The sequence below is a fragment of the Bifidobacterium samirii genome, assembly GCF_003952945.1.
GTDB classification, from domain to species: Bacteria; Actinomycetota; Actinomycetes; order Actinomycetales; family Bifidobacteriaceae; genus Bifidobacterium; species Bifidobacterium samirii.
Genome location: NZ_QXGK01000002.1, coordinates 58,102 through 81,651, shown reverse-complemented (window position 1 = coordinate 81,651; position 23,550 = coordinate 58,102). Strand labels below are relative to the sequence as shown.

Annotated in this window: 17 protein-coding genes and 2 pseudogenes; 17 read left to right on the top strand and 2 right to left on the bottom strand. The window is 68.0% G+C overall.

The genetic code is table 11. The features are described 5' to 3' along the window. Window positions 1-84: 84 nt before the first annotated feature. The 6 genes from D2E24_RS01600 (at window position 85) to clpB (ending at window position 7,956) form a co-directional block, all read left to right on the top strand. Window positions 85-816 (top strand): MIP/aquaporin family protein, encoded by a 732-nt coding sequence (locus D2E24_RS01600; RefSeq protein WP_125967574.1) that lies wholly within the window; start codon window positions 85-87, stop codon window positions 814-816. A 116-nt stretch (window positions 817-932) separates the two neighbouring features. Next, window positions 933-1,859 carry a DUF3152 domain-containing protein gene (locus D2E24_RS01595; protein WP_125967573.1) on the top strand — a complete coding sequence of 309 codons (927 nt, stop codon included), beginning with the start codon at window positions 933-935 and terminating at the stop codon, window positions 1,857-1,859. 65 nt (window positions 1,860-1,924) lie between these two features. Beyond that, complete coding sequence (locus D2E24_RS01590; protein ID WP_125967673.1) at window positions 1,925-2,965, top strand: glutamyl-Q tRNA(Asp) synthetase; 1,041 nt, start codon at window positions 1,925-1,927, stop codon at window positions 2,963-2,965. 105 nt (window positions 2,966-3,070) lie between these two features. After that, window positions 3,071-3,886, top strand: a complete 816-nt coding sequence (locus D2E24_RS01585) for a YggS family pyridoxal phosphate-dependent enzyme (protein WP_125967572.1) — start codon at window positions 3,071-3,073, stop codon at window positions 3,884-3,886. Between the two features lie 76 nt (window positions 3,887-3,962). After that, entirely contained in the window at window positions 3,963-4,784 is an 822-nt protein-coding gene (locus tag D2E24_RS01580; RefSeq protein ID WP_125967571.1) for a fumarylacetoacetate hydrolase family protein, read from the top strand. Between the two features lie 502 nt (window positions 4,785-5,286). Then, entirely contained in the window at window positions 5,287-7,956 is a 2,670-nt protein-coding gene (gene clpB, locus D2E24_RS01575; RefSeq protein WP_125967570.1) for an ATP-dependent chaperone ClpB, read from the top strand. A gap of 116 nt (window positions 7,957-8,072) precedes the next feature. Here the strand turns inward: clpB and D2E24_RS01570 are convergent, their stop codons facing one another. Continuing rightward, window positions 8,073-10,760, bottom strand: a complete 2,688-nt coding sequence (locus D2E24_RS01570; RefSeq protein ID WP_125967569.1) for an HAD-IC family P-type ATPase — start codon at window positions 10,758-10,760, stop codon at window positions 8,073-8,075. A gap of 200 nt (window positions 10,761-10,960) precedes the next feature. Between D2E24_RS01570 and D2E24_RS01565 the strand changes: the two genes are divergently transcribed. The 5 genes and pseudogenes from D2E24_RS01565 to D2E24_RS10765 all read left to right on the top strand — a co-directional run. Then, window positions 10,961-11,242: a metal-sensitive transcriptional regulator gene (locus D2E24_RS01565; RefSeq protein WP_125967568.1), complete on the top strand. Its 282-nt coding sequence runs from the start codon at window positions 10,961-10,963 to the stop codon at window positions 11,240-11,242. 94 nt (window positions 11,243-11,336) lie between these two features. Continuing rightward, window positions 11,337-12,689 carry a DNA recombination protein RmuC gene (locus tag D2E24_RS01560; protein WP_125967567.1) on the top strand — a complete coding sequence of 451 codons (1,353 nt, stop codon included), beginning with the start codon at window positions 11,337-11,339 and terminating at the stop codon, window positions 12,687-12,689. Next, window positions 12,690-13,403, top strand: coding sequence for a type I phosphoribosyltransferase (locus tag D2E24_RS01555; protein ID WP_241222794.1), 714 nt, complete (start codon window positions 12,690-12,692; stop codon window positions 13,401-13,403). Between the two features lie 113 nt (window positions 13,404-13,516). Continuing rightward, a pseudogene (locus D2E24_RS10770) lies at window positions 13,517-14,027 on the top strand (RNA methyltransferase); the annotation flags it as partial. Between the two features lie 101 nt (window positions 14,028-14,128). Beyond that, window positions 14,129-14,413 (top strand): annotated as a pseudogene (locus D2E24_RS10765) (TrmH family RNA methyltransferase); the annotation flags it as partial. A gap of 264 nt (window positions 14,414-14,677) precedes the next feature. Here the strand turns inward: D2E24_RS10765 and D2E24_RS01545 are convergent. Then, window positions 14,678-15,493: a hypothetical protein gene (locus D2E24_RS01545; RefSeq protein WP_241222793.1), complete on the bottom strand. Its 816-nt coding sequence runs from the start codon at window positions 15,491-15,493 to the stop codon at window positions 14,678-14,680. 986 nt (window positions 15,494-16,479) lie between these two features. On the opposite strand from D2E24_RS01545, the gene gatC reads away from it, so the two are divergent. The 6 genes from gatC to D2E24_RS01515 all read left to right on the top strand — a co-directional run bounded on the left by gatC (window position 16,480) and on the right by D2E24_RS01515 (window position 23,350). Then, window positions 16,480-16,776 carry an Asp-tRNA(Asn)/Glu-tRNA(Gln) amidotransferase subunit GatC gene (gatC, locus tag D2E24_RS01540; protein ID WP_125967564.1) on the top strand — a complete coding sequence of 99 codons (297 nt, stop codon included), beginning with the start codon at window positions 16,480-16,482 and terminating at the stop codon, window positions 16,774-16,776. 5 nt (window positions 16,777-16,781) lie between these two features. After that, window positions 16,782-18,314 (top strand): Asp-tRNA(Asn)/Glu-tRNA(Gln) amidotransferase subunit GatA, encoded by a 1,533-nt coding sequence (gatA, locus tag D2E24_RS01535; RefSeq protein ID WP_125967563.1) that lies wholly within the window; start codon window positions 16,782-16,784, stop codon window positions 18,312-18,314. Window positions 18,315-18,341: 27 nt separating this feature from the next. After that, complete coding sequence (gene gatB / locus D2E24_RS01530; protein WP_125967562.1) at window positions 18,342-19,841, top strand: Asp-tRNA(Asn)/Glu-tRNA(Gln) amidotransferase subunit GatB; 1,500 nt, start codon at window positions 18,342-18,344, stop codon at window positions 19,839-19,841. A 235-nt stretch (window positions 19,842-20,076) separates the two neighbouring features. Next, the gene (locus tag D2E24_RS01525; protein ID WP_125967561.1) at window positions 20,077-21,135 is read left to right on the top strand and encodes a GNAT family N-acetyltransferase; all 1,059 of its coding nucleotides are present in this window, start codon (window positions 20,077-20,079) and stop codon (window positions 21,133-21,135) included. An 8-nt stretch (window positions 21,136-21,143) separates the two neighbouring features. Beyond that, window positions 21,144-21,458, top strand: coding sequence for a DUF2469 domain-containing protein (locus D2E24_RS01520; RefSeq protein WP_033494454.1), 315 nt, complete (start codon window positions 21,144-21,146; stop codon window positions 21,456-21,458). A 263-nt stretch (window positions 21,459-21,721) separates the two neighbouring features. After that, the gene (locus tag D2E24_RS01515; protein ID WP_125967560.1) at window positions 21,722-23,350 is read left to right on the top strand and encodes an NAD(P)/FAD-dependent oxidoreductase; all 1,629 of its coding nucleotides are present in this window, start codon (window positions 21,722-21,724) and stop codon (window positions 23,348-23,350) included. The last annotated feature ends 200 nt before the right edge of the window (window positions 23,351-23,550 follow it).

The window sequence follows — 23,550 nt, the reverse complement described above, 5'->3', positions numbered from 1 at the left end:
CGGCCGAGCGCATCGGCGCACATCGTGCCCGGCACGACCGTGCCCGCGCGTCCCGGCCACACGGCAAGAGAGAAAAGAACCGCAGTGGAATACACCCTCGTCACCAAGCTGATCGCCGAGTTCTTCGGCACGGCGCTCCTCATGATCTTCGGCAACGGCGCGGTCGCCAACGTCGAACTCAAGAACACCAAGGGCCATCACGCCGGCTGGCTCAACATCGCCATGGGCTACGGCTTCGGCGTCATGATCCCGGTGCTCATGTTCGGCGGCGTCTCCGGCGCGCACATCAACCCGGCCATGACCATCGCCCAGGCGGTCAACGGCATGTTCCCGTGGAACCAGGTCCTGCCGTACATCATCGCCCAGCTGCTCGGCGCGGCCGTCGGCCAGTTCATCGTGTACATCACCTACTGGCCGCACTACAAGGAGACCGAGGACGCCAACGCGATCCTGGGCACCTTCTGCACCACCGACGCCCACAACGACAAGGTCAACTACTTCGTCAACGAGCTGTTCGGCACCCTCGTGCTCGTGTTCGGCGCCCTGTGCTGCCTCTCCCTGCCGTGGGGCGAGAACGACCACGCCGCCGCGTCCATCGTGGTCGGCTTCATCGTGTGGGGTCTGGTGACCTCCATGGGCGGCCCGACCGGCCCCGGCCTGAACCCGGCCCGCGATTTCATGCCGCGTCTCCTGCACGCCGTCCTGCCGATTCCGTCCAAGGGCGCGTCGCGCTGGGGCGAGGCGTGGATCCCGGTCGTCGCCCCGATCGTGGGCGCCATCATCGGCGCGTGGATGTTCTGCATCTTCTTCGGCTGATTTTTCGGCCCTGCCGGCGTTCGAGCGATCGACGCCGGCTTTTTCGTATCGGTTTTCGTATCATGGCAACGGCGACATCGGCGTCGCCCGGATGAGGATTTATCGAAAGGACCATCATGGCTGATCACAGGGCGTCCCGTCGACGGGTCGACGTGAGCCGCGAACGCAAGTACGTGCTGCGGCGCGCCATCATCGGCGCGGTCGCGCTGCTGGCGCTCATCTATGCGATCGCGGCGACGGTGACCGCCGTCGGGGCGATCGGTGCGGCCCGCGGCGCCGACGACGCGCCGTCCGCCGCGCAGGCGGCCGCCGACGGCCGCGACGGACAGACGGACGGCGCCGACGATGCCGACGCGTCGGACGACGGGAAGAAGACCGACGACGGCAAGTCCGACGGTGACGCCGCCGACGCCGACGGCACGTCGGAGGACGACCCGTTCGGCGTCAAGGCGGTCCACGCCGCCGACGCGACGGCCCAGCCGCTGACCGACGCCGAACGCGCGGCCATCATGGAACGCGCGACCGCCGCCGCCGAGGCGAGCGGCAACGGCGTGACGACGTTCACCTACTGCATCGCGACGAACGGCGACGTCGGCTCCACCGTCGCGTTCGCCAACACCGTGTACGAGACGCTCAACGACGCGCGCGGATGGACGCGCGCCGGCGCCGTGTTCACCCAGATCGCCGATGACGCGTGCGCGAGCGCCGACATGGCGATCATCCTCGCGCAGGCCGAACGCATGACCGACTACTCGCTGGGCTGCTCCACGGAGTACAGCTGCCGTGTGGGGAACGACGTGATCGTCAACGCCGACCGGTGGAACGGCGGCACCGACACGTGGCTGGGCGCCGGCGGCACGCTCGCGCGCTACCGCACGATGGTCATCAACCATGAGGTCGGCCACCGGCTCGGTCACATCGACAACGAGACGTGGTGCGCCGCGCCGGGGGCCGCCGCGCCGCTCATGCAGGAGCAGTCGATGGGGCTCGACGGCTGCGTCGGCAACGAATGGCCGTTGGACGGTGAGCTGTGGATCGCGTGACGGGGGAGAACGTCGGCCTCGGCGTCGGCTGCGGATCCGGGGACGTCACCGTTGCCGGGACCGGCGTGGTCGGACGGTTCGCGCCCACGCCGTCGGGACGCATGCACCTGGGCAACATGTACGCGATGCTCGCCGCATGGCTGTCGGCGCGTGCGCGCGGCGGGCGCATGATCCTGCGCATCGAGGACATCGACCGGCCGCGCGTGCTGCCCGACGCCGACCGGTGGATCATGGACGATCTGACGTGGCTCGGCCTCGACTGGGACGGCGAGCCCGTCTACCAGTCCGACCGGCTCGACCGCTACGAGCAGGTGCTCGACGCGCTGCGCGGGCGGACGGAGTCGTGCGGCGACGGTGAGGAGGACTGTGGTTCCGGCGATTTCGCCGCCGGCATGCCGCTCGTCTACCCGTGCTTCTGCTCGCGCGCCGACATCCGCGCCGCGTCCGCGCCCAACGAGGGCGACGGCTTCGTCGTCTACCCCGGCACCTGCCGTCGGCTCATGCGCGACGACCCCGCCGCGGTGCGCGCCCGGCTCGCCGCCGGACGGCAGCATTCGTGGCGGCTCGCCATGCCCGACGACGCGGATGGCGGCATCGTCCGCTTCGACGACCGCATGTACGGCGCCCAGACGTTCCGTCTGGCGCGCGATCTGGGCGACACGGTCATCCGACGCGCCGACGGCCTGTTCGCCTACCAGCTCGCCGTCACCGTCGATGATCTCGACATGGGCGTCACCGACATCGTGCGCGGGCGCGACCTGCTGCGATCCACCGCGCTCCAGCTGTACATCCGCGGCCTCGTCTCCGGCGCCGATCGCCCGTCGCCGAAGCCGACGCCGACGCCCGCGTTCGCGCACCTGCCGCTCGTCGACAACGCGGCCGGCGTGCGTCTCGCCAAGCGTCAACGTTCGCTCGACATGGGCGTGCTACGTGCTCGCGGCGTGACCGCGCGGCAGGTCGTCGGCTACTGCGCGTGGCTGCTCGGACTGCAACCCACGCCCGACCCGTGCGACGCGCGCGACCTGCTCGACGGATTCGACTGGACGACGCCCGCCGCCGACCTGACCGACCGCCGCGTTCCCGACGACCCGTTCGACGTGCGCTGAACCGTTCGATCCGGGACCGGCGAACCGCTTGAACCGCTTGAGCCGCGGATGCCGGACGGTCGGCGGGCGCGCTACTATGGGCGCGTACGGAACGAGGGGAGCGGCATGACGGCATACATGGACCACAAGGACCTGTCCAACGAGACGATCGACGCGGCGCGCGCACGCGCCATCGGCGACGGCGTGCACCGCACGCTCGACCGCATCGCCGACGCGGCGGCCGCGGCCGGACGCGACCCGTCGACGGTACGGCTGCTCGCCGCGACCAAGACCCGCGACGTGGGCGAGATCATGGCCGCCATCGACGCCGGCGTGCGCATGATCGGCGAGAACCGGCCGCAGGAGATCGTCGCCAAGGCGAACGGGCTGACCCGGCTGTGCGCCGAACGCGGGTATACGCTCGGCGCGGCCGCTCCCACGGACGGCGCCGGCATGCACATCCCCTTCCACCTCATCGGACAGCTGCAGAGCAACAAGATCGGCAAGGTGCTGCCGTCCGCCGACGTCATCGAATCGGTCGACTCGATCGAACTGGCCGAACGGATCGCCCGACGCGCCACGGCGCGCGGCATCCGCATCGGCGTGCTGCTGGAGGTCAACGAATCCGGCGAAGCCTCCAAATCCGGCTGCGACCCGGATGCGGCGATCATGCTCGCCGAACGGATCGGCGCACTCGACGGACTGGAACTGCGCGGCCTGATGACCATCGGCGCGCACACCGACGACGAAACCGCCATCCGCGCCGGATTCGCCCACCTGCGCCGCACCCGCGACCGGATCGCCGCATCCGGACTGCCCGGCACCGCACGATGCGCGGAGCTGTCGATGGGCATGAGCGGCGACCTGGCGCTCGCCATCGCCGAAGGCGCGACGATCGTGCGCGTCGGCACCGGCATCTTCGGCGAACGCGCCTTCATCTGACCCCGATCCGCCGGCGGTGGAATCGGCGGATCGGCGGGCCTGCGGCTCGTAGCGCGGCGACGGTAGACTGGGGCGCATGAGAATCGCACGTTTCGCCATGAATGGCACCCCCCGCTACGCGTTCGTCCAGACCGACGAGTCGGACGGCAAGGACTATCTCGTCGAACTCGACGGCTACCCGCTGGGCGCCGGCGCCGTCTCGCCCACCGGCAACCGCTACGCCGTCGACGCCGAAGGGGTGCGCCTGCTCGCCCCCGTCATCCCGTCCAAGGTGTTCGGCCTGGCGAAGAACTACGAGGCGCACGCCCGCTTCATGCACGAGGCCGGCCATTCCGACATCGCGCACGCGCCCGAGGACATGATGATCTTCACCAAGCCGTCCACGTCGGTCATCGGCCCCGACGATCCGATCGTGTTCCCCTCCTACAGCGACGACATGAACTTCGAACCCGAGGTCGCCGCGGTCATCGGCCGCATCACGAAGAACGTGTCCGCCGCCGACGCGATGGACCACGTGCTCGGCTTCACCTGCGTCAACGACGTGACCCTGCGCGACCTGCAGGGCAAGGATCCGATGTGGACGCGCGCCAAGGGCTTCGACACGTCCTGCCCGCTGGGCCCGTGGATCGTCACGCGCGACGAGTTCAACTGGCGCGACGCGGCCATCTCGTTCCGTCTCAACGGCGAGGACGTGCCCGAGGCGAGCGGCACCACCGCGAACCTGATCCACGGCATGGCCGAGCAGATCGCCGCGATCTCCTCGTTCTCGACGCTGCTGCCGGGCGACGTGATCCTCACCGGCACGCCCAACGCGTCCGGTTCGCTGCGCCCCGGCGACGAGGCCGAAGTGATCGTCGACGGCATCGGCTCGCTGCGCAACGTGGTCGTGCGCGGCTGACGGCGGCCATCCGGCCGGTTTCGACCGGCCGATTCCCCGTCTTCGACAGGCCCCTTTCCGGATGCCGGCATTTCGCCGGTCCCGGAAAGGGGCCTGTCGCGTCGTTTCCTGTATGTGACGGGCTGCTGATGTGCGGATTGCGACGCTGGGGGCGTGTGTTGCGTCGGGATTCGCATGTGACGGACGGTTTACTTGCGGATTGCGACGCTGGATGACCGGTTTTCGTCGTGTTCTGTATGTGATGGGGGATTGCTGTGCGGATTGCGACGCTGGCGGGGTGTGTTGCGTCGGGATTCGTATGCGTCGTGGCTCGATTGTGGTCTGATTCGCTGCTGATGGCACCCGCGAAACGCGCGGATTGATGAAACTTGAGTGTGGTGGACTCAAGTTTTGGGAATAGAATGGGTGACGGTTCGGTTGAGCAGTGCAGAACACGAATACGCCGCCGCCCGCGAGGCACCCCGCCCCGCCCGGATGCGACGGCGTGGAACCGGAGGCTGATATGGAGCAGAAATTCACCACCATGGCCCAGCAGGCGATCGGCGACGCGATCCAGAGCGCGTCCGCCGCGGGCAACGCGCAGGTCGAGACCCTGCACGTCCTCGACGCGCTGCTGCGTCAGGAGAACGGCGTCATCCGACCGCTCATCCAGGCGGCCGGCGGCGACCCGCAGGCCGTCGGCGCCGCCGTGCGCAGCGCGCTCGTCGGCCTGCCCAGCGCCAGCGGATCGACCACCGCCCAGGCGCAGGCGAGCCGTCAGCTGAGCGCCGCCATCGCACGCGCCGAACAGGAGATGCGCACGATGGGCGACGACTACGTGTCCACCGAACACCTGCTCATCGGCATCGCCGCCGCCGAACCCAACCAGTCGGCCGACATCCTCAAGCGGGCCGGCGTCACCGCCGAGGCGTTGCGCAAGGCCGTGCCCGGCGTGCGCGGCGGCGCCAAGGTCACCAGCCCCGACGCGGAAGGCACGTATCAGGCGCTCGAGAAGTACTCCACCGACCTGACCGCCGCCGCGCGCGAAGGCAAGCTCGACCCGGTCATCGGCCGCGACCAGGAGATCCGCCGCGTCATCCAGATCCTGTCGCGCCGCACCAAGAACAACCCGGTGCTCATCGGCGAGCCGGGCGTCGGCAAGACCGCCGTCGTCGAAGGCCTCGCCCAGCGCATCGTCGCCGGCGACGTGCCCAGCACGCTGCAGAACAAGCGGCTCATCTCCCTCGACCTCGGTTCGATGGTCGCCGGATCGAAGTACCGCGGCGAGTTCGAGGAGCGTCTCAAGGCCGTCCTCAACGAGATCAAGTCGGCCGACGGTCAGGTCATCACGTTCATCGACGAGATCCACACCGTCGTCGGCGCCGGCGCGGCCGAAGGCTCGATGGACGCTGGCAACATGCTCAAGCCGCTGCTCGCCCGCGGCGAACTGCGCATGATCGGCGCCACCACGCTCGACGAATACCGCGAGAACATCGAGAAGGACCCGGCCCTCGAACGCCGCTTCCAGCAGGTGTTCGTCGGCGAGCCGAGCGTCGAGGACACCGTCGCCATCCTGCGAGGCCTCAAGCAGCGCTACGAGGCCCACCACAAGGTCACCATCGGCGACGACGCGCTCGTCGCGGCCGCCACCCTGTCCAACCGGTACATCTCCGGCCGCCAGCTGCCCGACAAGGCCATCGACCTGGTCGACGAGGCCGCCGCCCACCTGCGCATGGAACTCGACTCGTCCCCCGAGGAGATCGACGAGCTCCAGCGCCTCGTCACCCGCTACGAAATGGAGGAGATGCAGCTCAAGAAGGCCGAGGACCCCGCGTCCAAGGAACGTCTGGAGAAGCTGCAGGCCGAAATGGCCGACGCGCGCGAGCGCCTCGCCGGCCTCACCGCCCGCTGGGACGCCGAGAAGGCCGACCGCAACAAGATCGGCGACCTGCGCGCCCAGCTCGACGCGCTGCGCGTCAAGGCCGACCGGTACACGCGCGAAGGCAACCTCGCCGAAGCGTCGCGCATCCTCTACGGCGAGATCCCCGCGATCCAGAAGCAGCTCGACGCGGCCGAACGCGCCGACGGTGCGGGCGCGGCGGCCGGCCCGTCCGGCGAAGCCGCGGCCGATTCCGACGCCTACGCGGACGGCACGCCCGGCGAGCCGATGGTCCCCGACCACGTCGACGCCGACTCCGTCGCCCGCATCGTCGCCGAATGGACCGGCATCCCCGTCGGTCGCCTCATGCAGGGCGAGAACGAGAAGCTCCTGACCATGGAGGACGCGCTCGGCAGGCGCGTCATCGGCCAGAAGGAGGCCGTCGCCGCCGTCGCGGACGCCGTGCGCCGCTCGCGCGCCGGCATCGCCGACCCGAACCGCCCCACCGGCTCGTTCCTGTTCCTCGGCCCCACCGGCGTCGGCAAGACCGAGCTCGCCAAGGCGCTCGCCGACTTCCTGTTCGAAGACGAGCGTGCGATGGTGCGCATCGACATGTCCGAGTACATGGAGAAGTCGAGCGTGTCTCGTCTGATCGGCGCCGCCCCCGGCTACGTGGGCTACGAGGAGGGCGGCCAGCTGACCGAGGCGGTGCGTCGCCGCCCGTATTCGGTGGTGCTGTTCGACGAGGTCGAGAAGGCGCATCCGGAGGTGTTCGACGTGCTGCTGCAGGTGCTCGACGACGGCCGTCTGACCGACGGCCAGGGCCGTACCGTCGACTTCCGCAACACGATCCTGATCATGACGTCGAACCTCGGCTCGCAGTTCCTCGTCAACCCGGATCTGGACGCGGACGCGAAGCGCCGCGCGGTGATGGACGCCGTGCACGCGAACTTCAAGCCCGAGTTCGTCAACCGTCTCGACGAGCTGGTCGTGTTCCAGCCGCTGACGCGCGACGAGCTGGGCGGCATCGTCGACATCCAGGTAGCGCAGGTCGCGTCGCGTCTGACCGAGCGTCGCATCCGCCTCGACGTGACCGACGCGGCCCGCCGCTGGCTCGCCGACACCGGCTTCGACCCGGCGTACGGCGCGCGTCCGCTGCGCCGCCTCGTGCAGACCGAGGTCGGCGACCAGCTGGCCCGCATGCTGCTGGCCGGCCGCGTCCACGACGGCCAGACCGTGCGCGTCGACCATGCGGACGTGGACGGCGGCGAGCATCTGACGCTGTCGGTCGAGGAGACGGAGCCGGCCGCGTAGCCGGCGGGCGCGGCCGACGCCGGATCGGGCGATGTCGATCGAGGGTCGGAAATACGGGTGGGCCCCGGAACCGTCGTGGTTCCGGGGCCCACCTTGCGTCGCTCTGGGCGGGTGAACTACGAGAGGAAGATCTGCGGGGCCTTCATGAAGTTGACCGCGCAGTGCTCGTTGCAGAAGTAGTACGTGCGGCCCTCGTGCTCGCGGGTGATCGCCTCGGCGTTGACCGCGACGGTCATGCCGCACACCGGGTCGGTGGCGGTCTCGCCGTCCATCGGCGTCGCCGCGTGCATCATGTGCATGTCCATATGGTTCTCCTTGCTGTCGTGCGGCGCGGCGTGGCATGTCGCACCCGTCTCCAAGTGTGCCATCGTCGTGCGCTCGTCGACGATGACGGTCGGCTCCGGCGCGTCGCCGCCGGCCGGTCCGCCGGCGGCCGCCTGCCCGACGCCCGACCGTCCGACGCGCGACGGCATGCCGAGCGCGTCGTCGGCGATGCGCACCCGGTGCAGCCGGTTCGCGTTGAGCACGAGGCACGTCGAGCTGAACGCCATCGCCAGACCGGCGATCATCGGGCTGAGCAGCCAGCCGGTGACCGGGTAGAGCACGCCGGCGGCGATCGGGATGCCGATGATGTTGTAGCCGAACGCCCACGCGAGGTTCTCGCGGATGTTGCGCATCGTCGCGTTCGACAGGTTGATGGTCTTGAGCACGCCGCGCAGGTCGCCGTTCATGAGCGTCACGTCCGCCGACTGCATCGCCACATCCGTGCCGGTGCCGATCGCCAGACCCAGATCGGCCTGCGCGAGCGCCGGCGCGTCGTTGATGCCGTCGCCGACCATCGCGATCAGACCGTCCGGCACGTCGCCGATCTCGGCGCGCGCCTGCGGGTCGGCGTCGCGCGCCGCCTGCAGACGCCGGATCCAATACGCCTTGCCGTCGGGGCGCACCTGCGCGATGACCGTGTCGATGCCGACCTCGCGCGCGATGCGCTCCGCCGTCCCGGCCTTGTCGCCCGACAGCATGACCGTGCGGATGCCGGCGGCCCGCAGCGCGGCGACCGCCTCGCGCGAGCCGTCCTTGACCGGGTCGTGCGCGTAGCTGGGCGCGTCGGCCGCCGCGTCCGCGTCGACCATGCCGCGCGTGATCGTGCCGGTTTTGTCGAACACGACCGTGCGGATGGCGCGCGCCTGCTCCAGCGCCTTCGCGGATGTGACGAGCACGCCGTTCGTGGCGCCCAGGCCCATCGCCGCCGTCACCGACAGCGGCGTGGCTAGGCCGAGCGCGCACGGGCAGGCGATGATGAGCACGCTCACCGCGGTGACGAGCGCGTGCGCGAGCCGCGGCTCGGCGCCGAACGCCGCCCACAGCGCGAACGTCCACACGGCGACGACCATCACGGCCGGCACGAAGATGCGGGCGATGCGGTCGGCGAGCCGCTGCACCGGCGCCTTGGTCGCCTGCGCGCGCGCCACCATCGCGACGATCTGCGACAGGACCGTGTCGCCGCCCACCTGCGTGGCGCGCATGAGCAGCGAGCCGCGCAATACGACCGTCGCGCCGGTCAGCGTCGCGTCCGCGGATGCGGTGCCGGTCGCCGCGGTGGCATCGGCGGCCGACTTGACGACCGGCTTCGATTCGCCGGTGATCATCGACTCGTCGACGCTCGCCTCGCCGGCGACGACCACGCCGTCGACGGGGATGCGCTCACCGGCGCGCACGACGATCAGGTCGCCGGCGCGCACGTCGTCGACGTCGACGTCGCGCGACCGCGACGGGTCTCGCCAGTCGGCGGTCGCGGCGGCGTCGGTGGTGTTGCCGGCGTTGCCGGCGGCACCGACGGACAGCAGGTGCGCGATGCGCGGACGCAGGCCGATCAGCGAGCGCACGGCCTTGCCGGTGCCTTCGCGCGCCTTCGTCTCCATGAGACGGCCGACGAGCACGAGCGTGATCACCACGCCCACCGATTCGAAGTACGGTTCGCGCGAGCCTTCCGGGAACAGGCCCGGCGCGGCGCACAGCAGCAGGCTGTACAGGTAGGCGGCGGTCGTGCCGAGCGCGACCAGCGAGTTCATGTCCGGGTCGCGGTGGGCGAGCGCCGCCCAGCCGACGCGGTGGATCGGCGCGCCGCAGTAGACCATGACGGGCGTGATGAGCGCGGCCTGCAGCCACGGGTTCATCAGCCATGCGGGGATGGCGTCGTGGAGGATCGGCATGAGCATCATCGGCACGAACACCGGCAGCGTGAACACGGCGCCGATGACGACGAGCCGGGTGAGCTGGCGGATCTCGCGGGCGCGCTCCTCGCTTTCGCGGCGTTCCGCGTCGAGCGGGTCGGCGGGCGCGGCGGCGGGGGAGGGTGCGGTCGCGGCGGATGCCGGGGCTGCGGCGGTCGCGTCGGCGGCGGCCGTGTCGGCGGGTCCGTCGCCGGTGACGCGCAGCAGGCCGTGGACCATGTTCATGCCGCACGCGAACGGGTAGTCGCCGGCCGGCAGCGCGGGCAGCGTGACGTCGGTGCGCTGGTTGCCGGGCAGCATGGCGTCGAGCGCGAGGTCGCCGAACACGACGTGCGACGTGCATTCGCCGGTCTCCTGCCGGTCGAACGTGAGCGTGATGGGCGTGCCGGCGCGCATGTCGATCACGGACGGCGAATAGCCGCCCTTGACGGTGACGACGGCGGTCTGCCTGCCGTCGGTCATCGTCGCGGCGGCGCCCTTCCTGGGGGCGAAGAAGAACCATGCGATCGCCGCGGTGACGACGATGGCCGCGATGATCGCGATGGCGGCGACGGTCGGGTCGATGGGCATCGTCTCCCTCCTCTCTGCTGTTTGCTGCGTTAGGTGATGTCTGTGGATTCCAAGTGTATACCATATACCCCCGGGGGGTATAATGGGCGGTGTTCGCGATGCGCGCATCGGAAGCGGCGGCGTACTCCGATGCCCCGGTGCGCGTCGTCGGGACATGCGGCTATGAGATAGTCGAATCCGCACGGACGAAAGGGGACGGCATGCACGGATACGGCGACGACAAGGCGAAGGTCCTGGCGCGGCTGCGCCGCATCGAAGGGCAGGTGCGCGCCATCGAGCAGATGGTCGAGGGCGACCGGTACTGCATCGACGTGCTCACCCAGATCTCCGCATCCACGTCCGCGCTCAAATCCGTCGCCCTGCTGCTGCTCGACGACCACCTCAACCACTGCGTGCGCCAGGCCGCCGCGGACGGCGGCGAAGTCGCCGACGAGAAGCTCGCCGAAGCGTCCGGCGCCATCGCACGGCTCGTCCGATCCTGAGCGCGATTCCGGTCCGCGCGGCCTCCGCGCCGTCGGTTCCAAGGCCGCCCAAGGCGACACGCGGACGTCGCCGGCGTGGGATTCAATAGAACGTATGTTCGAAAACATGCTGACGATGATCGTACTGGTCGCGGCGATGGCGCTCGCGGCCGCACTGGGGGCCGCCGGCGGACTCGCCGCCGGACGTGCCCGCGGGCGCGAGGAGACGCGCGGCGAACAGTCCGGCGAACTGGCCCTCGTCCAATCCCAGCGCGACGACGCGCTCGCGCAGGTCAACGACCTGACCGCACGCCTGAGCGAATCCGGCGCGCGCGTCGAAGGACTCGAACGCCAGCTCGCCTTCGTCACCGAACAGCTCGACCAGGCGCGCAAGGACGAACGGCTGCGCATCGAACGCGAACGCGAACGCGCCGCCGCCGACGAGGCGCGCCGGCGCGACGAACAGGCGCAGGCCATCGAAGAGCAGGGCAAGGTGCTCGCGGCGCTCGCCCCCGTGCAGAAGAACCTTGACGCGCTGCAGAGCAAGGTCACGCAGATCGAGGAGGGGCGCAAGCGCGAGATGGGCGCGCTGGGCGAACAGCTCAAGGGACTGGGCGAACAGCAGGCGCGCCTCGACAAGGAGACCAGCGCGCTGTCGTCCGCGCTGCGCAACAACAAGGTGCGCGGCGCATGGGGCGAGGCGCAGCTGCGCAACATCGTCGAATCCGCCGGCCTGCTCGAACACGTCGACTTCGACACGCAGGTCGTGGTCGCCGACGACGACGGCCGCACGCAGCGGCCCGACATGGTCGTCCACCTGCCCGGCGGCAAGACCATCCCGATCGACGCGAAGGTGCCGTACACCGACTACCAGCGCGCCTGCGAGATCCCCGAGACCGCTCCGGCGGACGAGCTCGCCCGCCGCGACGACCTGCTGCGCGCGCACGCCAAGGCGCTGCGCGAGCACGTGCGCGTGCTGGGCGACAAGGCGTACTGGAACGCGTTCGAGACGGCCCCCGACTTCGTCGTCGCGTTCATCCCCAACGAGGCGTTGCTGCAGGCCGCGCTCGAAACCGACCCCACGCTCCTCGACGACGCGTTCGCCCGCAAGGTGGCGCTCACCTCGCCGGTCACGCTGTGGGCCGTGCTCAAGTCGGTCGCCTACGCCTGGCAGCAGCAGAGCCTGACCGACGACGCGAAGAAGCTGTTCGACCTGTCGCGCGAGCTCTACGAGCGCTTCGCGATCCTGGGGGAGCGGGCCACCAAGCTCGGCGCGGCCATCACCAAGACGGTCGGCGCATACAATCAGTTCGCCACGTCGCTCGAATCGCGCGTGCTCGTCACCGCGCGCAAGCTCCAGAAGATCGACGCGGGCAAGGTCATCGCGCCCGTCGAGATCATCGAACCCGGCAAGGGCGACGTGCGCGAGCTCACCGCGCCCGAAGCGCAATACGAGAGCGAGGACTGAATGACCCTACACGACGATACGCTGGGCACCATGAGCGAACAGACCAAGACCGAAGAACCCACCTTCCGCGCGACCGTCGCCGCCGCTGCCGGCGATGCCGGAGCCTCCGATGCCGCGGCCGCGGCGGAGCCGCAGACCCCGTTCGAGATGCTCGAACCGCGCGAACAGCTCGCCCGACTGCTGCGCGCCGAACTCGACGGCCGCCCGTTCTGCGAGCTGTCGTCCGTGACGTTCGACCACCGCGGCGCGTCCATCGTCGGCCACATCCTGCTCGACACGCTCGAGGAGCAGGGCTACTCCGTCGACGACTTCGACGCGGTCGGCGCCCTCACCGCGGCCGCCGTGCCGCTTGTCAGCGCGATGATCCAGGCCGCCGCCTCCCGCGGCGAGGACCTCGACGGCTTCGTCATGGACTTCGTCTACCCGTCCGTCAAAGGCCCGTCGATCGACGGCAAGCGCGTGATCCTGCTCGACTCGTGGCTGTCCGAGAAGTCGTACGTGCAGACCTCGTCGCTCGTCACGCTGCGCAACGGCAACGAACTGAGCCTCGACTTCGGCATCGTCGAACACGAGGGCGCGTCCGTCGTGGCCATCGCGTCGCTGATCGGAGGCGTCGACATGACCGACCCGGTCATCGACGTCGTCAACCCGCTCGATGGCACCTCGCGCGAGATCCCCTTCGTCCAGGCCTACCGCGAATCCGACCTGCGCTAGCAGGGCGGCCGTCATCCGCCGGCCATCCGAAACCGGCGGATGACGGCGTTGCGACCGCATCCGACCCCGGCGTCGGCACCCGCATAGGAAAACGCACAGGAAGGCACCCGACCATGCACGCTCCCAACCCCATCTCGATGGCGGCGAAGATGTCCGGCGAACCCGAATTCCGTGAGATCGGCGTCGGTCCTTGGGCCGAAACCCACCCCGGCGAGCCGCGTCCCGACGACCCGGCGTCGCCGTCGTACGACATGCGCTACGACACCGCCCTGCTCGACGAGGGCGACCGGCGCAACGTGCTCGACCGCTACCGCTACTGGACCGTCGCCGCGATCAAGGCCGACCTCGACGCGCGCGGTCGCCACGATTTCGAAGTCGCCGTCGAGAACTGGACGCACGACTTCAACATCGGATCCATGGTGCGCACCGCCAACGCGTTCCAGGCGCGCCGCGTCCACATCGTCGGCCCGCACAAGTGGAACCGCAAGGGCGCGCTGATGACCGAGCTGTACCAGCACGTCGAGAACCATCCCAGCATCACCGAACTCGTCGAATGCTGGCGATACCGCATCGCCGGCGAGATCGCCGCGGCGCGCGCCGAAGCGGCGGCCGTCGCCATCCGCATGCACCGGGACGTGCGCGAATACATCGAGGAAGGCGTGCTCGCCGGTCGACCGCCGGCGCAGGACACCGCCCACGCGCTCGGCATCGCCGACGACGGCTACGCGCGCATCGCCGCGATCGACGCGCGCATCCGCGAACTCGAATCGGCGCGCGTCATCGCGCTCGACATCATCCCCGGCGCGGTGCCGATCGAAACGTACGCGTTCCCCAAGCGGTGCCTGCTGCTGTTCGGCGCCGAAGGCCCCGGCCTGAGCCGCAAGGCGCTCGACCTGGCCGACGACGTCGTCTACATCTCCCAGTTCGGCTCCGTGCGCTCCATCAACGCCGGCGCTGCGGCCGCCGTCGCGATGCACGCCTACATCGCCCAGCACGCCGTCGTCCGCTGACCCCGTTCCTCCGGTGCCGTATCCGAGCCGAACCGGAATCATGCTGCGAGCGATGCCGCCCATATCCACGGGCGGCGATCCTGCGGGCTGGGACCATGTCCTCAGTGGGAGCCTCGTCGATCATCCGGCCGGCGTCACGCCGCTGAACCAACGGAGTCATCGGAATCACTGAATTCAGTGGGATCATGCGATTCTTCTGACCGGCGAATTACCTGGATCGCGGAACCTTCGGAATCGGCCGGAACCTTCGGAATCAACGGGCGATCAGCGATGCGGGATGCCGGCGGCGCGCAGCTTGGCGAGGAACGGCGTGACCGCCACCACCTCGCGGAACGTGAACCGGACGATGGAGGTGACGCCGGCCCGTCGGAGCGCCTGCTCGCGTTCCCGCTCGTCGGCGACGACCCCGTGGATGCTGCGCCCGTCCGTCATCGACGGATCGACGTACTTGGCGGCGCCGTCGAGCTCGCCGACGATGATCCTGCCGTCGGGCAGCCGCCACAGGAAATCGACCCGGTACATCCTGCCGGTCGTCGGATCGACGATCTCGACCTGCACCTGCGGCAGCATGAGCCGCGCGTCGACGACCGTCGCGTACGACAGCGACTCGCCGCCGTTCTCCCGCGCCGGATCCGCGTACCTGAGCAGCCGGAACACCGGCGCGCAATCCCGATGCAGCCGCGCGCACTCGCGTTCCACCTCCTCCGGCGCGACCCCCTGCCGCAACGCCGAATCGAACATCGCCAACGAGAACCGGAACTCGCACGTCAACGCGCAATCCACCAGCGTGCGTGCGGCCGACGCCGTACGCAGCCCATCGACGATGTCATACTCGGGCTGTGCCGTGTAGAACCGGCGGATTCGGTTGAGGCTTTTCCCGGTCGGCTGATTGCTCTGGTCATGCGACAGTATGCCTATGCTGCCGTCATGCAGCAGCCATGGATGATCGAAGCTTCGAATCGTCGCTGCGGTGATACCGGTGAATATCCATGTCGGATGCTGTCGTTGCAGTGTACGGGCGATATGCAGCGAACGTGCAGGCGGGGTGAGCTTGTGCCAGTATTCCGTGGAGACGTACATGTTGGGAAAGACGCGAAGCAGTTCTCCGTCCGTGACACGGCGGTCCAATGCGCATCGGGACCGGCTGTCCGTGCTGTAGACGCATCGGCGTTCCCGGGTTGCCTCGTCCTTCAGGGATTCGATGAGTTTATGTCGCTTCATGGCCGCATGGTATCGGGGATGGAGGGTTGAGCTGCGGGGAAACCGACGATGTGGACGCAGACCTTTGGTTTCGGCGTGTTGTGGATAACTCGGTTGTGGATAAGTCCATGATGACGGATGGTTATCTGTTTTGATTCCCGCTTCTGAGCGGGATTCGCTCCGGTTCGACTGCGGGTTTCTCTGCCTGAATCGTAAACAGCGAGTAGATTCCCCGGTTCAGCCGACGGCTCTTCTCGCTGGGAAGCCGTCAGTGAGAATATGTTCCGAGGCAGTCGGGGTTCTTCTCGCTGAGTTGTATTCAATGAGAAGAATGGCTGGTTTAACCCGCTGAATCTTATTGCTGACCTGCCATCAGCGAGAGGATTCCCCGGTCCGACCGGTAGATTCTCTCGTTGGGAGGCGGTCAGTGAGCAGGAGTTACGGTTTAGTCGGGGTTTCTTCTCGCTGAGCTGTGGTTAATGAGAGGAATGACAGGTTTAACCGCTGATTTTTCTCGCTGGGGTATTGTCAGTGAGAAGAGTTTTGGGTTTGGCCGGTGATTCTTCTCGCTGACTTGCCATCAGCGAGAGGTTTCCCTGGGCTGGCCGGTGATTCTTCTCGCTGGGATGTTGTCAGCGAGAAGAATCATGGGTTTACCAGTGGATTGTTCTCGCCGAGGAGTAGTCAGCGAGATGTTCTCTTGGTCTGACCGGGAGATCTTCTCGCTGAGATGCAGTCGGTGATGAGATGTGCCGGGTTACTCGTGAATCCTTCTCGTTGGGGAGGCGTGGCCGGGGAATCCCGAAGTCCGGAATGTGACGGAAAACGGCTCGTGCGTGTCACAAACGACTCGTATAGTTAGGCGCATGCCTACATTCACACGAGAAGAAATCGAGCATTTGGGCGACCTGGCCCGAATCGCGCTCACCGATGAGGAAATCACCCGTCTGCAGGGCGAACTGAACGTCATCGCCGACTCCATCGACAAGGTGCAGGAAGTGGCATCCGACGACGTCGCCCCGACCGCCAACCCGATTCCGCTGGAGGCGTACCTGCGTCCCGACGTGCCGGAGACCCCGCTGACCCAGGCCGAGGCGACCGCCGGCGGCCCGAAGACCGAGTCCGGCATGTTCGTCGCGCCGCGCATCCTGGGTGAGGAGTGAGACTTATGAGCAATGCAACCAACGAACTGGTGAAGCTGTCCGCGGCCGAGATGGCCGCCAAGGTCAAGGCCGGCGAGGTCTCCAGCCGTGAGCTGGTCGACGCGCACCTCGACGTGATCGAGGCCGCCGAGCCGTCGATCCACGCGTTCCTGCAGGTGTCGGGCGACATCGCCCGCGAGCAGGCCGACGCGTTCGACGCCAAGAGCGCCGAGGAGAAGGCCGCCATGCCGCATCTGGCCGGCGTGCCGATCGCGATCAAGGACATGATCGTCACCAAGGGCATCGCCACGACCGCCGCCTCGAAGATCCTCGAAGGCTGGATCCCGCCGTACGACGCGACCGTCATCGAGAAGCTCAAGGCCGCCGGCATGCCGATCCTGGGCAAGACCAACCTCGACGAGTTCGCGCAGGGCTCGTCCACCGAGCATTCCGCGTACGGCCCGACCCACAACCCGTGGGACACCGAGCGCGTGCCGGGCGGCTCCGGCGGTGGTTCGGCCTCCGCGGTCGCCGCGTTCGAGGCGCCGCTGGCGCTGGGCACCGACACCGGCGGCTCGATCCGTCAGCCGGGCGCCCTGACCGGCACCGTCGGCGTCAAGCCGACCTACGGCGGCGTGAGCCGTTTCGGCGCGATCGCGATGGCGTCCTCGCTCGACCAGATCGGCCCGGTCACGCGCACCGTGCTCGATTCGGCGATGCTGCAGGAGATCATCGGCGGCCATGACCGCCGCGACTCCACGTCGATCCCGGAGGGTCCGCGTCCGATGGTCGCCGCCGCGATGGAAGGCGCCAAGCGCGATCTGAAGGGCTTCAAGGTCGGCCTGGTCAAGGAGCTGGGCGGCGAAGGCTTCCAGCCGGGCGTGCAGGCCCGTTTCGACGAGGCCGTCAGGCTGCTCGAAGACATGGGCGCCGAGGTCGTGGAGGTCTCCTGCCCGCACTTCGCGTACTCGCTGGGCGCGTACTACATCATCATGCCGTCCGAGGTGAGCTCGAACCTGGCCCGCTACGACGGCATGCGCTACGGCATGCGCGTCATGCCGCCGGCCGGCGTGCCCGCCACCGCCGCGAACATGATGGCCTACACCCGTGAGGCCGGCTTCGGCGACGAGGTCAAGCGCCGCATCATCCTGGGCACCTACGCGCTGTCCGCCGGCTACTACGACGCGTGGTACGGCTCGGCGCAGAAGGTGCGCACGCTGATCATCGACGACTTCAACAAGGCGTTCGAGCAGGCCGATGTGCTGATCTCCCCGACCAGCCCGTCCACCGCGTTCAAGTTCGGCGAGAAGATGGACGACCCGCTGGCCATGTACATGAACGACATCGCCACGATCCCGGCGAACCTCGCCGGCGTGCCCGCGATGAGCATCCCGGCCGGCCTGTCCGACGACGGCCTGCCCACCGGCATCCAGTTCATCGCCCCGCAGCAGCGCGACGAGGTCATGTACAAGCCCGCCGCCGCGCTCGAAGCCGCACTGGAGGAGGCCTGGAACGGCCCGATCTGGCAGTCCCTGACCACCCCGTGGCTGGGCGAGTGAACACATCGCGAGAAAAGAGCAACGCACATGGCTGAAAAACTGATGAAGTACGCCGACGCCACCAAGAAGTACGATGTGGTGCTCGGTCTGGAGACCCACGTGGAGCTGTCCACGACCACCAAGCTGTTCTGCCCGGCCGAAGTGAGCTTCGGCGGCGACCCGAACAGCCAGCTGACCCCGGTGAGCCTGGGCCTGCCCGGCTCGCTGCCGGTGCTCAACGAGGCGGCCGTCGACTACGCGATCAAGCTGGGCCTCGCCCTGCACTGCGAGATCGCCGAGTGGAGCCAGTTCTCCCGCAAGAACTACTTCTACCCGGACATGCCGCGCAACTACCAGATCTCCCAGTACGACAAGCCGACCAACGGCAACGGCTACCTCGACGTCGAACTGGAGGACGGCACCGTGTTCCGCGTGCCGATCGAGCGCGCCCACATCGAGGACGACGCCGGCAAGAACACGCACGTCGGCGGCGCCGACGGCCGCATCGAAGGCGCCGACCACTCGCTGGTCGACTACAACCGCGCCGGCGTGCCGCTGATCGAGATCGTCACCAAGCCGATCGAGGGCGCGGGCGACCGCGCTCCGGAGATCGCCGGCGCGTACATGCGCGCGATCCGCGACATCGTGCGCGCGCTGAACATCTCCCACGCCCGCATGGAGCAGGGCAACATGCGCGCCGACGTCAACGTGTCGCTGCGCCCGAGCCCGGACGCGCCGTACGGCACCCGTTCCGAGACCAAGAACGTGAACTCGTTCCGCGGCATCGAGAAGACCATCCAGTACGAGATCCGCCGTCAGGCCGCCCGTCTGGACGAGGGCAAGGAGATCCTGCAGGAGACCCGCCACTGGGACGAGGCGACGCAGACCACCGCCGGCGGCCGCGTCAAGTCCGATGCGGACGACTACCGCTACTTCCCGGATCCGGATCTGGTCATGCTGCACATCACCAAGGACCGCATCGAACGCCTCAAGGCCGAGATGCCGGAGATGCCGCGCGAGCGCCGCAACCGTCTCAAGGCCGAGTGGGGCCTGAGCGACCTGCAGATGCGCGACATCATCAATGCGGACGCGCTCGACCTGATCGAGGACACCGTCAAGGCCGGCGCGACCGCCGCCGGCGCGCGCAAGTGGTGGCTGGGCGAGCTGAGCCGCGAGGCCAACGCGAAGGGCGTCTCCCTGGAGGAGCTGGCCATCACCCCGGCCGACGTGGCCGAGGTCGAGAAGCTCATCGCCGACGGCAAGCTCAACGACAAGCTGGCCAAGCAGACCGTCTCCGGCGTGCTGGCCGGCGAGGGCACCCCGTCCGAGGTCGTCGAGAAGCACGGCTACAAGATCGTCGAGGATTCGGGTGCGATCGAGGCGGCCGTGGACGCCGCGTTCGAGGCGAACCCGGACGTCGTCGAGAAGCTCAAGGGCGGCAACATGAAGCCGATGGGCGTGATCATCGGCGCCGTGATGAAGGCGACGCGCGGCCAGGCCGACGCGAAGGCCGTCACCAAGGTCGTCATGGCCAAGCTCAAGGGCTGATCCGGCTGATTGAATCGGTCCGGCCGTGCCGTTGCGGCGGCCGTCCGGACCGGACGTATGACGGGCCGGCGGGCATCCATCCCGCCGGCCCGTCCGCGTATCCGCTCCGGAGCGATGCGCGCGACGCACGGCCGGCAACACTCGGGTCGTTCGTCTTTTTCCCAGCCAACGGTAAGGCGGGTAGGATATCTTCTGTACCGACTTTGAACCGAAGACCAATCTGAGGGACGAACGAATGTCTGAAAACGCCGATCCGCTGTTCGATCAGGAAACGCCGCGCGAGCTTCCCGCGCGAATCGTCATTCCCCCGATCAAGGGCGAGATGGTGCATCTGCGCCCGGCCACGATCGAGGACCTGCCGCGTCTGGACGAACTGGACGCCTACTACAACGCCTCGCGCATCACCGGCAAGGACGAGCAGTCCGAGCGGGCCGTCGTCCACGCGTGGGTGCGGCGCTCGGTCGCCTGGGCGAACGGTCAGGCCGCGTCGGAATCCGGCGTGGGCGACCCCGAATCGCGTCGCACGATCGCATGGGCGGTGCTCACCGACGCCGACCATGACGCGGACGGGAAGACCGACGCCGAATCCACCGGCAACGTCATCGGCATGGTGTTCCTCATCGACATCGACGGATGGGCGCGATCCGCCCGCATCCAGGTGCTGCTCGGCAAGGACTACCGCGGCCGCGGCTATTCGCGCGACATGATGCCGCGCGTCATGACGTACGGTTTCGCGCCCACGCCCGCCGGCCTCGGCATGCACCGCATCTGGGTCGCCGTCCCGGAGAAGAACACGCGCTCGCTGTCCGTGTACCAGTCGCTGGGATTCTCGCTGTCCGGCACGTCGCGCGACGCGCTGTGGGACGCGGAGAACGGCAAGTACCAGGACCTGCACGTGCTCGACACGCTGTTCGACGAGTACGATCCGATCCGCTCGCTCGACGCGTTCGGCATGCACGTGATCGAGGACAATCCGGGCGTGCGCGAGGCGCTGGCCGCCAAGGAGCATTCCGTCGCGATCCGCATACGGCAGGACGTCGCCGACGCATCCGCATCCGTCGCCGCTGCCGATGCGTCGGACGGACGCCCGGCGCCGGATGCCGGCCGCGCGACATCGTCCGGTGACGGACAGGCCGCTGCCGACGAGGCGATCGCATCGTCGGCCGACGACAAGGCATCAGGCAACGAGACATCGAACTGGTATTACGGCCCCAACGAGCAGCGCAAGCCCTCGAAGACCGCCTGGTGGCGGAATCTGGGCATGAACCGCAAACGCGACACGGAAGAGGACTGAAGGAGAACATGAGCGCCGAGGATCTCGACAACTACGAAACCGACGCCGAACTCGCCCTGTACAAGGAGTACCGCGACGTCATCAAGCTGTTCACCTACGTGGTGGAGACCGAACGACGGTTCTATCTGGCCAACAAGGTCGACTTCAACGTGCGGTCGGCCGGCCAGGACGTCTACTTCGACGTGCAGCTGACCGACGCATGGGTGTGGGACGTGTACCGTCCCAGCCGGTTCGTCAAGAACGTGCGCATCGTCACGTTCAAGGACGTGAACGTCGAGGAAGTGCAGAAGACCGACATCGACATTCCGGACGACATCCACTGAGTTCGGCGGTTGGCCGGACCCGGTAGGAGTGGCCGGCCGGTACGACCCGACGAAGGACCCCGCTGACGGCGATCGGCGGGGTCCTCGCGTATCCGCGGCCGCCCCCGCGACCGCGCCGACGGTCCGGCATCCGCCGTCGCGGCCGTCGCCGGTCGGCCCGCCGGCCACGCCGATGGGCCGATTGTGTGCAAACCGCACGCAACCGATGTGCGCTTCCCGGCCATGCGGTAAGCTGTCCCTGATTTCGTTATAAGGAGAACCAAGTGACCCGGAAACAATCCGTAGTGATCATCGGCGGCGGTCCTGCTGGTCTGACCGCGGCCTGGGAATTCGTCAAGGACGGCGGCGCCGAGAATTACGACGTGACCGTGCTCGAAGCGACCCGCGAATTCGGCGGCATCTCCCGAACCGTCAAGCACAACGGCAACCGCATGGACATCGGCGGCCACCGTTTCTTCTCCAAGGACACGCGCATCATGGACTGGTGGAAGGACGTGCTGCCGCTGCAGGGCGCCCCCAGCTACGATGACCGCAAGCTCGGCCGCGAACACGACATGGAACCCGGCGGCCCCGACCCCGAAGTCACCGACGAAGTGATGCTCAAGCGCCACCGCGTCTCCCGCATCTTCTACGGCGGCCGATTCTTCGACTACCCGATCTCCCTCAAGCCCGCCACGTTCAAGGCCATGGGCTTCACGATGACCATGCAGGCCGGCTTCAGCTACCTCGCCTCCATGTTCCACAAGCTCCCCGAGGACAACCTCGAGAACTTCTACATCAACCGCTTCGGCCGCAAGCTCTACTCGATGTTCTTCGAAGGCTACACCGAGAAGCTGTGGGGACGTCACCCCTCCCAGATCTCCGCCGACTGGGGCGCCCAGCGCGTCAAGGGCCTGAGCGTGCTCGGCGTGCTCAAGAACGCGTTCGCCAAGCTCAGCCCCAAGAAGCGCTCCAACAGCGAGGTCGAAACCTCCCTGATCGAGGAGTTCTGGTACCCCAAGTACGGTCCCGGCCAGCTGTGGGAGACCGTCGAGAAGCGCTGCGAAGCCGCCGGCGCCACCGTCCTCACCGACGCGAACGTCGTCGAGGTGCGCCAGCAGGACGGCCGCATCAGCGCCGTCGTCTACGAGAACGCCGCCGGCGAACGCACCGAGCTGACCGCCGACCAGTTCATCTCCACCATGCCCATCAAGGACCTCGTCAACGCGATGGACGAAGCCGGCGCACCCACCGACGACACGGTCGCCGCCAAGCCGGCCGCGCACGTCGTGCCCGCCGACATGAGCCGCATCGCCAACGGCCTGCCCTACCGCGACTTCGTCACCGTCGGCCTCCTCGTCAAGCGCCTGCGCCTCAAGAACACCACCACCATCCCCACCCTCGGCAACCCGCCGATCGTGCCCGACTGCTGGATCTACGTGCAGGACCCCGGCTTCACCGTCGGCCGCATCCAGGTGTTCAACAACTGGAGCCCCTACCTCGTCCAGAACGTCGACGACACCGTCTGGATCGGCCTCGAATACTTCTGCGACGAAGGCGACTCCTTCTGGAACATGACCGAAGACGAATGCGTCAAGTTCGCCATCAACGAAATGGTGCGCATGAAGGTCATCTCCAGCCCCGCCGACGTCCTCGACACCCACCGCGAGAAGGTCAAGAAGGCATACCCCGCCTACTTCGACACCTACGACCAGATGGACGAGCTCGTCGAATACCTCGACTCCTTCGGCAACCTCTACTGCGTCGGACGCAACGGCCAGCACCACTACAACAACATGGACCACTCCATGGCCACCGCCATCGAAGCCGTCTCCAACATCAAGACCGGCAAGACGTCCAAGAAGAACGTGTGGTCCGTCAACACCGAAAAGTCCTACCACGAGGAAAAGTAATCGACGGAGCGTCATCTGCGTTGCTCCTCGGTCGACGTACCTTCGTACGCCTTCCCTCGGTGCGCCTTGATGCCGCACGCGTCGATTCCTTTTCCTGGGAAAAGTAGATAACGGAGCGTCAGAAGCCTTTCCTCAGCGCTCGACGTACCTTCGTACGCCTTCGGCTTCGGACGGCTCCTGCCGCACGCGTTATCTACTTT

Excerpts from the sequence above, each read along its gene's own strand:
- D2E24_RS01555 (WP_241222794.1), top strand. The coding sequence starts at position 12,690 with ATGACCCTACACGACGATACGCTGGGCACCATGAGCGAACAGACCAAG.
- gatB (WP_125967562.1), top strand. The coding sequence starts at position 18,342 with ATGGCTGAAAAACTGATGAAGTACGCCGACGCCACCAAGAAGTACGAT.
- D2E24_RS01520 (WP_033494454.1), top strand. The coding sequence starts at position 21,144 with ATGAGCGCCGAGGATCTCGACAACTACGAAACCGACGCCGAACTCGCC.
- gatC (WP_125967564.1), top strand. The coding sequence starts at position 16,480 with ATGCCTACATTCACACGAGAAGAAATCGAGCATTTGGGCGACCTGGCC.
- D2E24_RS01595 (WP_125967573.1), top strand. The coding sequence starts at position 933 with ATGGCTGATCACAGGGCGTCCCGTCGACGGGTCGACGTGAGCCGCGAA.
- gatA (WP_125967563.1), top strand. The coding sequence starts at position 16,782 with ATGAGCAATGCAACCAACGAACTGGTGAAGCTGTCCGCGGCCGAGATG.
- D2E24_RS01560 (WP_125967567.1), top strand. The coding sequence starts at position 11,337 with ATGTTCGAAAACATGCTGACGATGATCGTACTGGTCGCGGCGATGGCG.
- D2E24_RS01570 (WP_125967569.1), bottom strand. The coding sequence starts at position 10,760 with ATGCCCATCGACCCGACCGTCGCCGCCATCGCGATCATCGCGGCCATC.
- clpB (WP_125967570.1), top strand. The coding sequence starts at position 5,287 with ATGGAGCAGAAATTCACCACCATGGCCCAGCAGGCGATCGGCGACGCG.
- D2E24_RS01580 (WP_125967571.1), top strand. The coding sequence starts at position 3,963 with ATGAGAATCGCACGTTTCGCCATGAATGGCACCCCCCGCTACGCGTTC.
- D2E24_RS01585 (WP_125967572.1), top strand. The coding sequence starts at position 3,071 with ATGACGGCATACATGGACCACAAGGACCTGTCCAACGAGACGATCGAC.
- D2E24_RS01565 (WP_125967568.1), top strand. The coding sequence starts at position 10,961 with ATGCACGGATACGGCGACGACAAGGCGAAGGTCCTGGCGCGGCTGCGC.
- D2E24_RS01525 (WP_125967561.1), top strand. The coding sequence starts at position 20,077 with ATGTCTGAAAACGCCGATCCGCTGTTCGATCAGGAAACGCCGCGCGAG.
- D2E24_RS01545 (WP_241222793.1), bottom strand. The coding sequence starts at position 15,493 with ATGTACGTCTCCACGGAATACTGGCACAAGCTCACCCCGCCTGCACGT.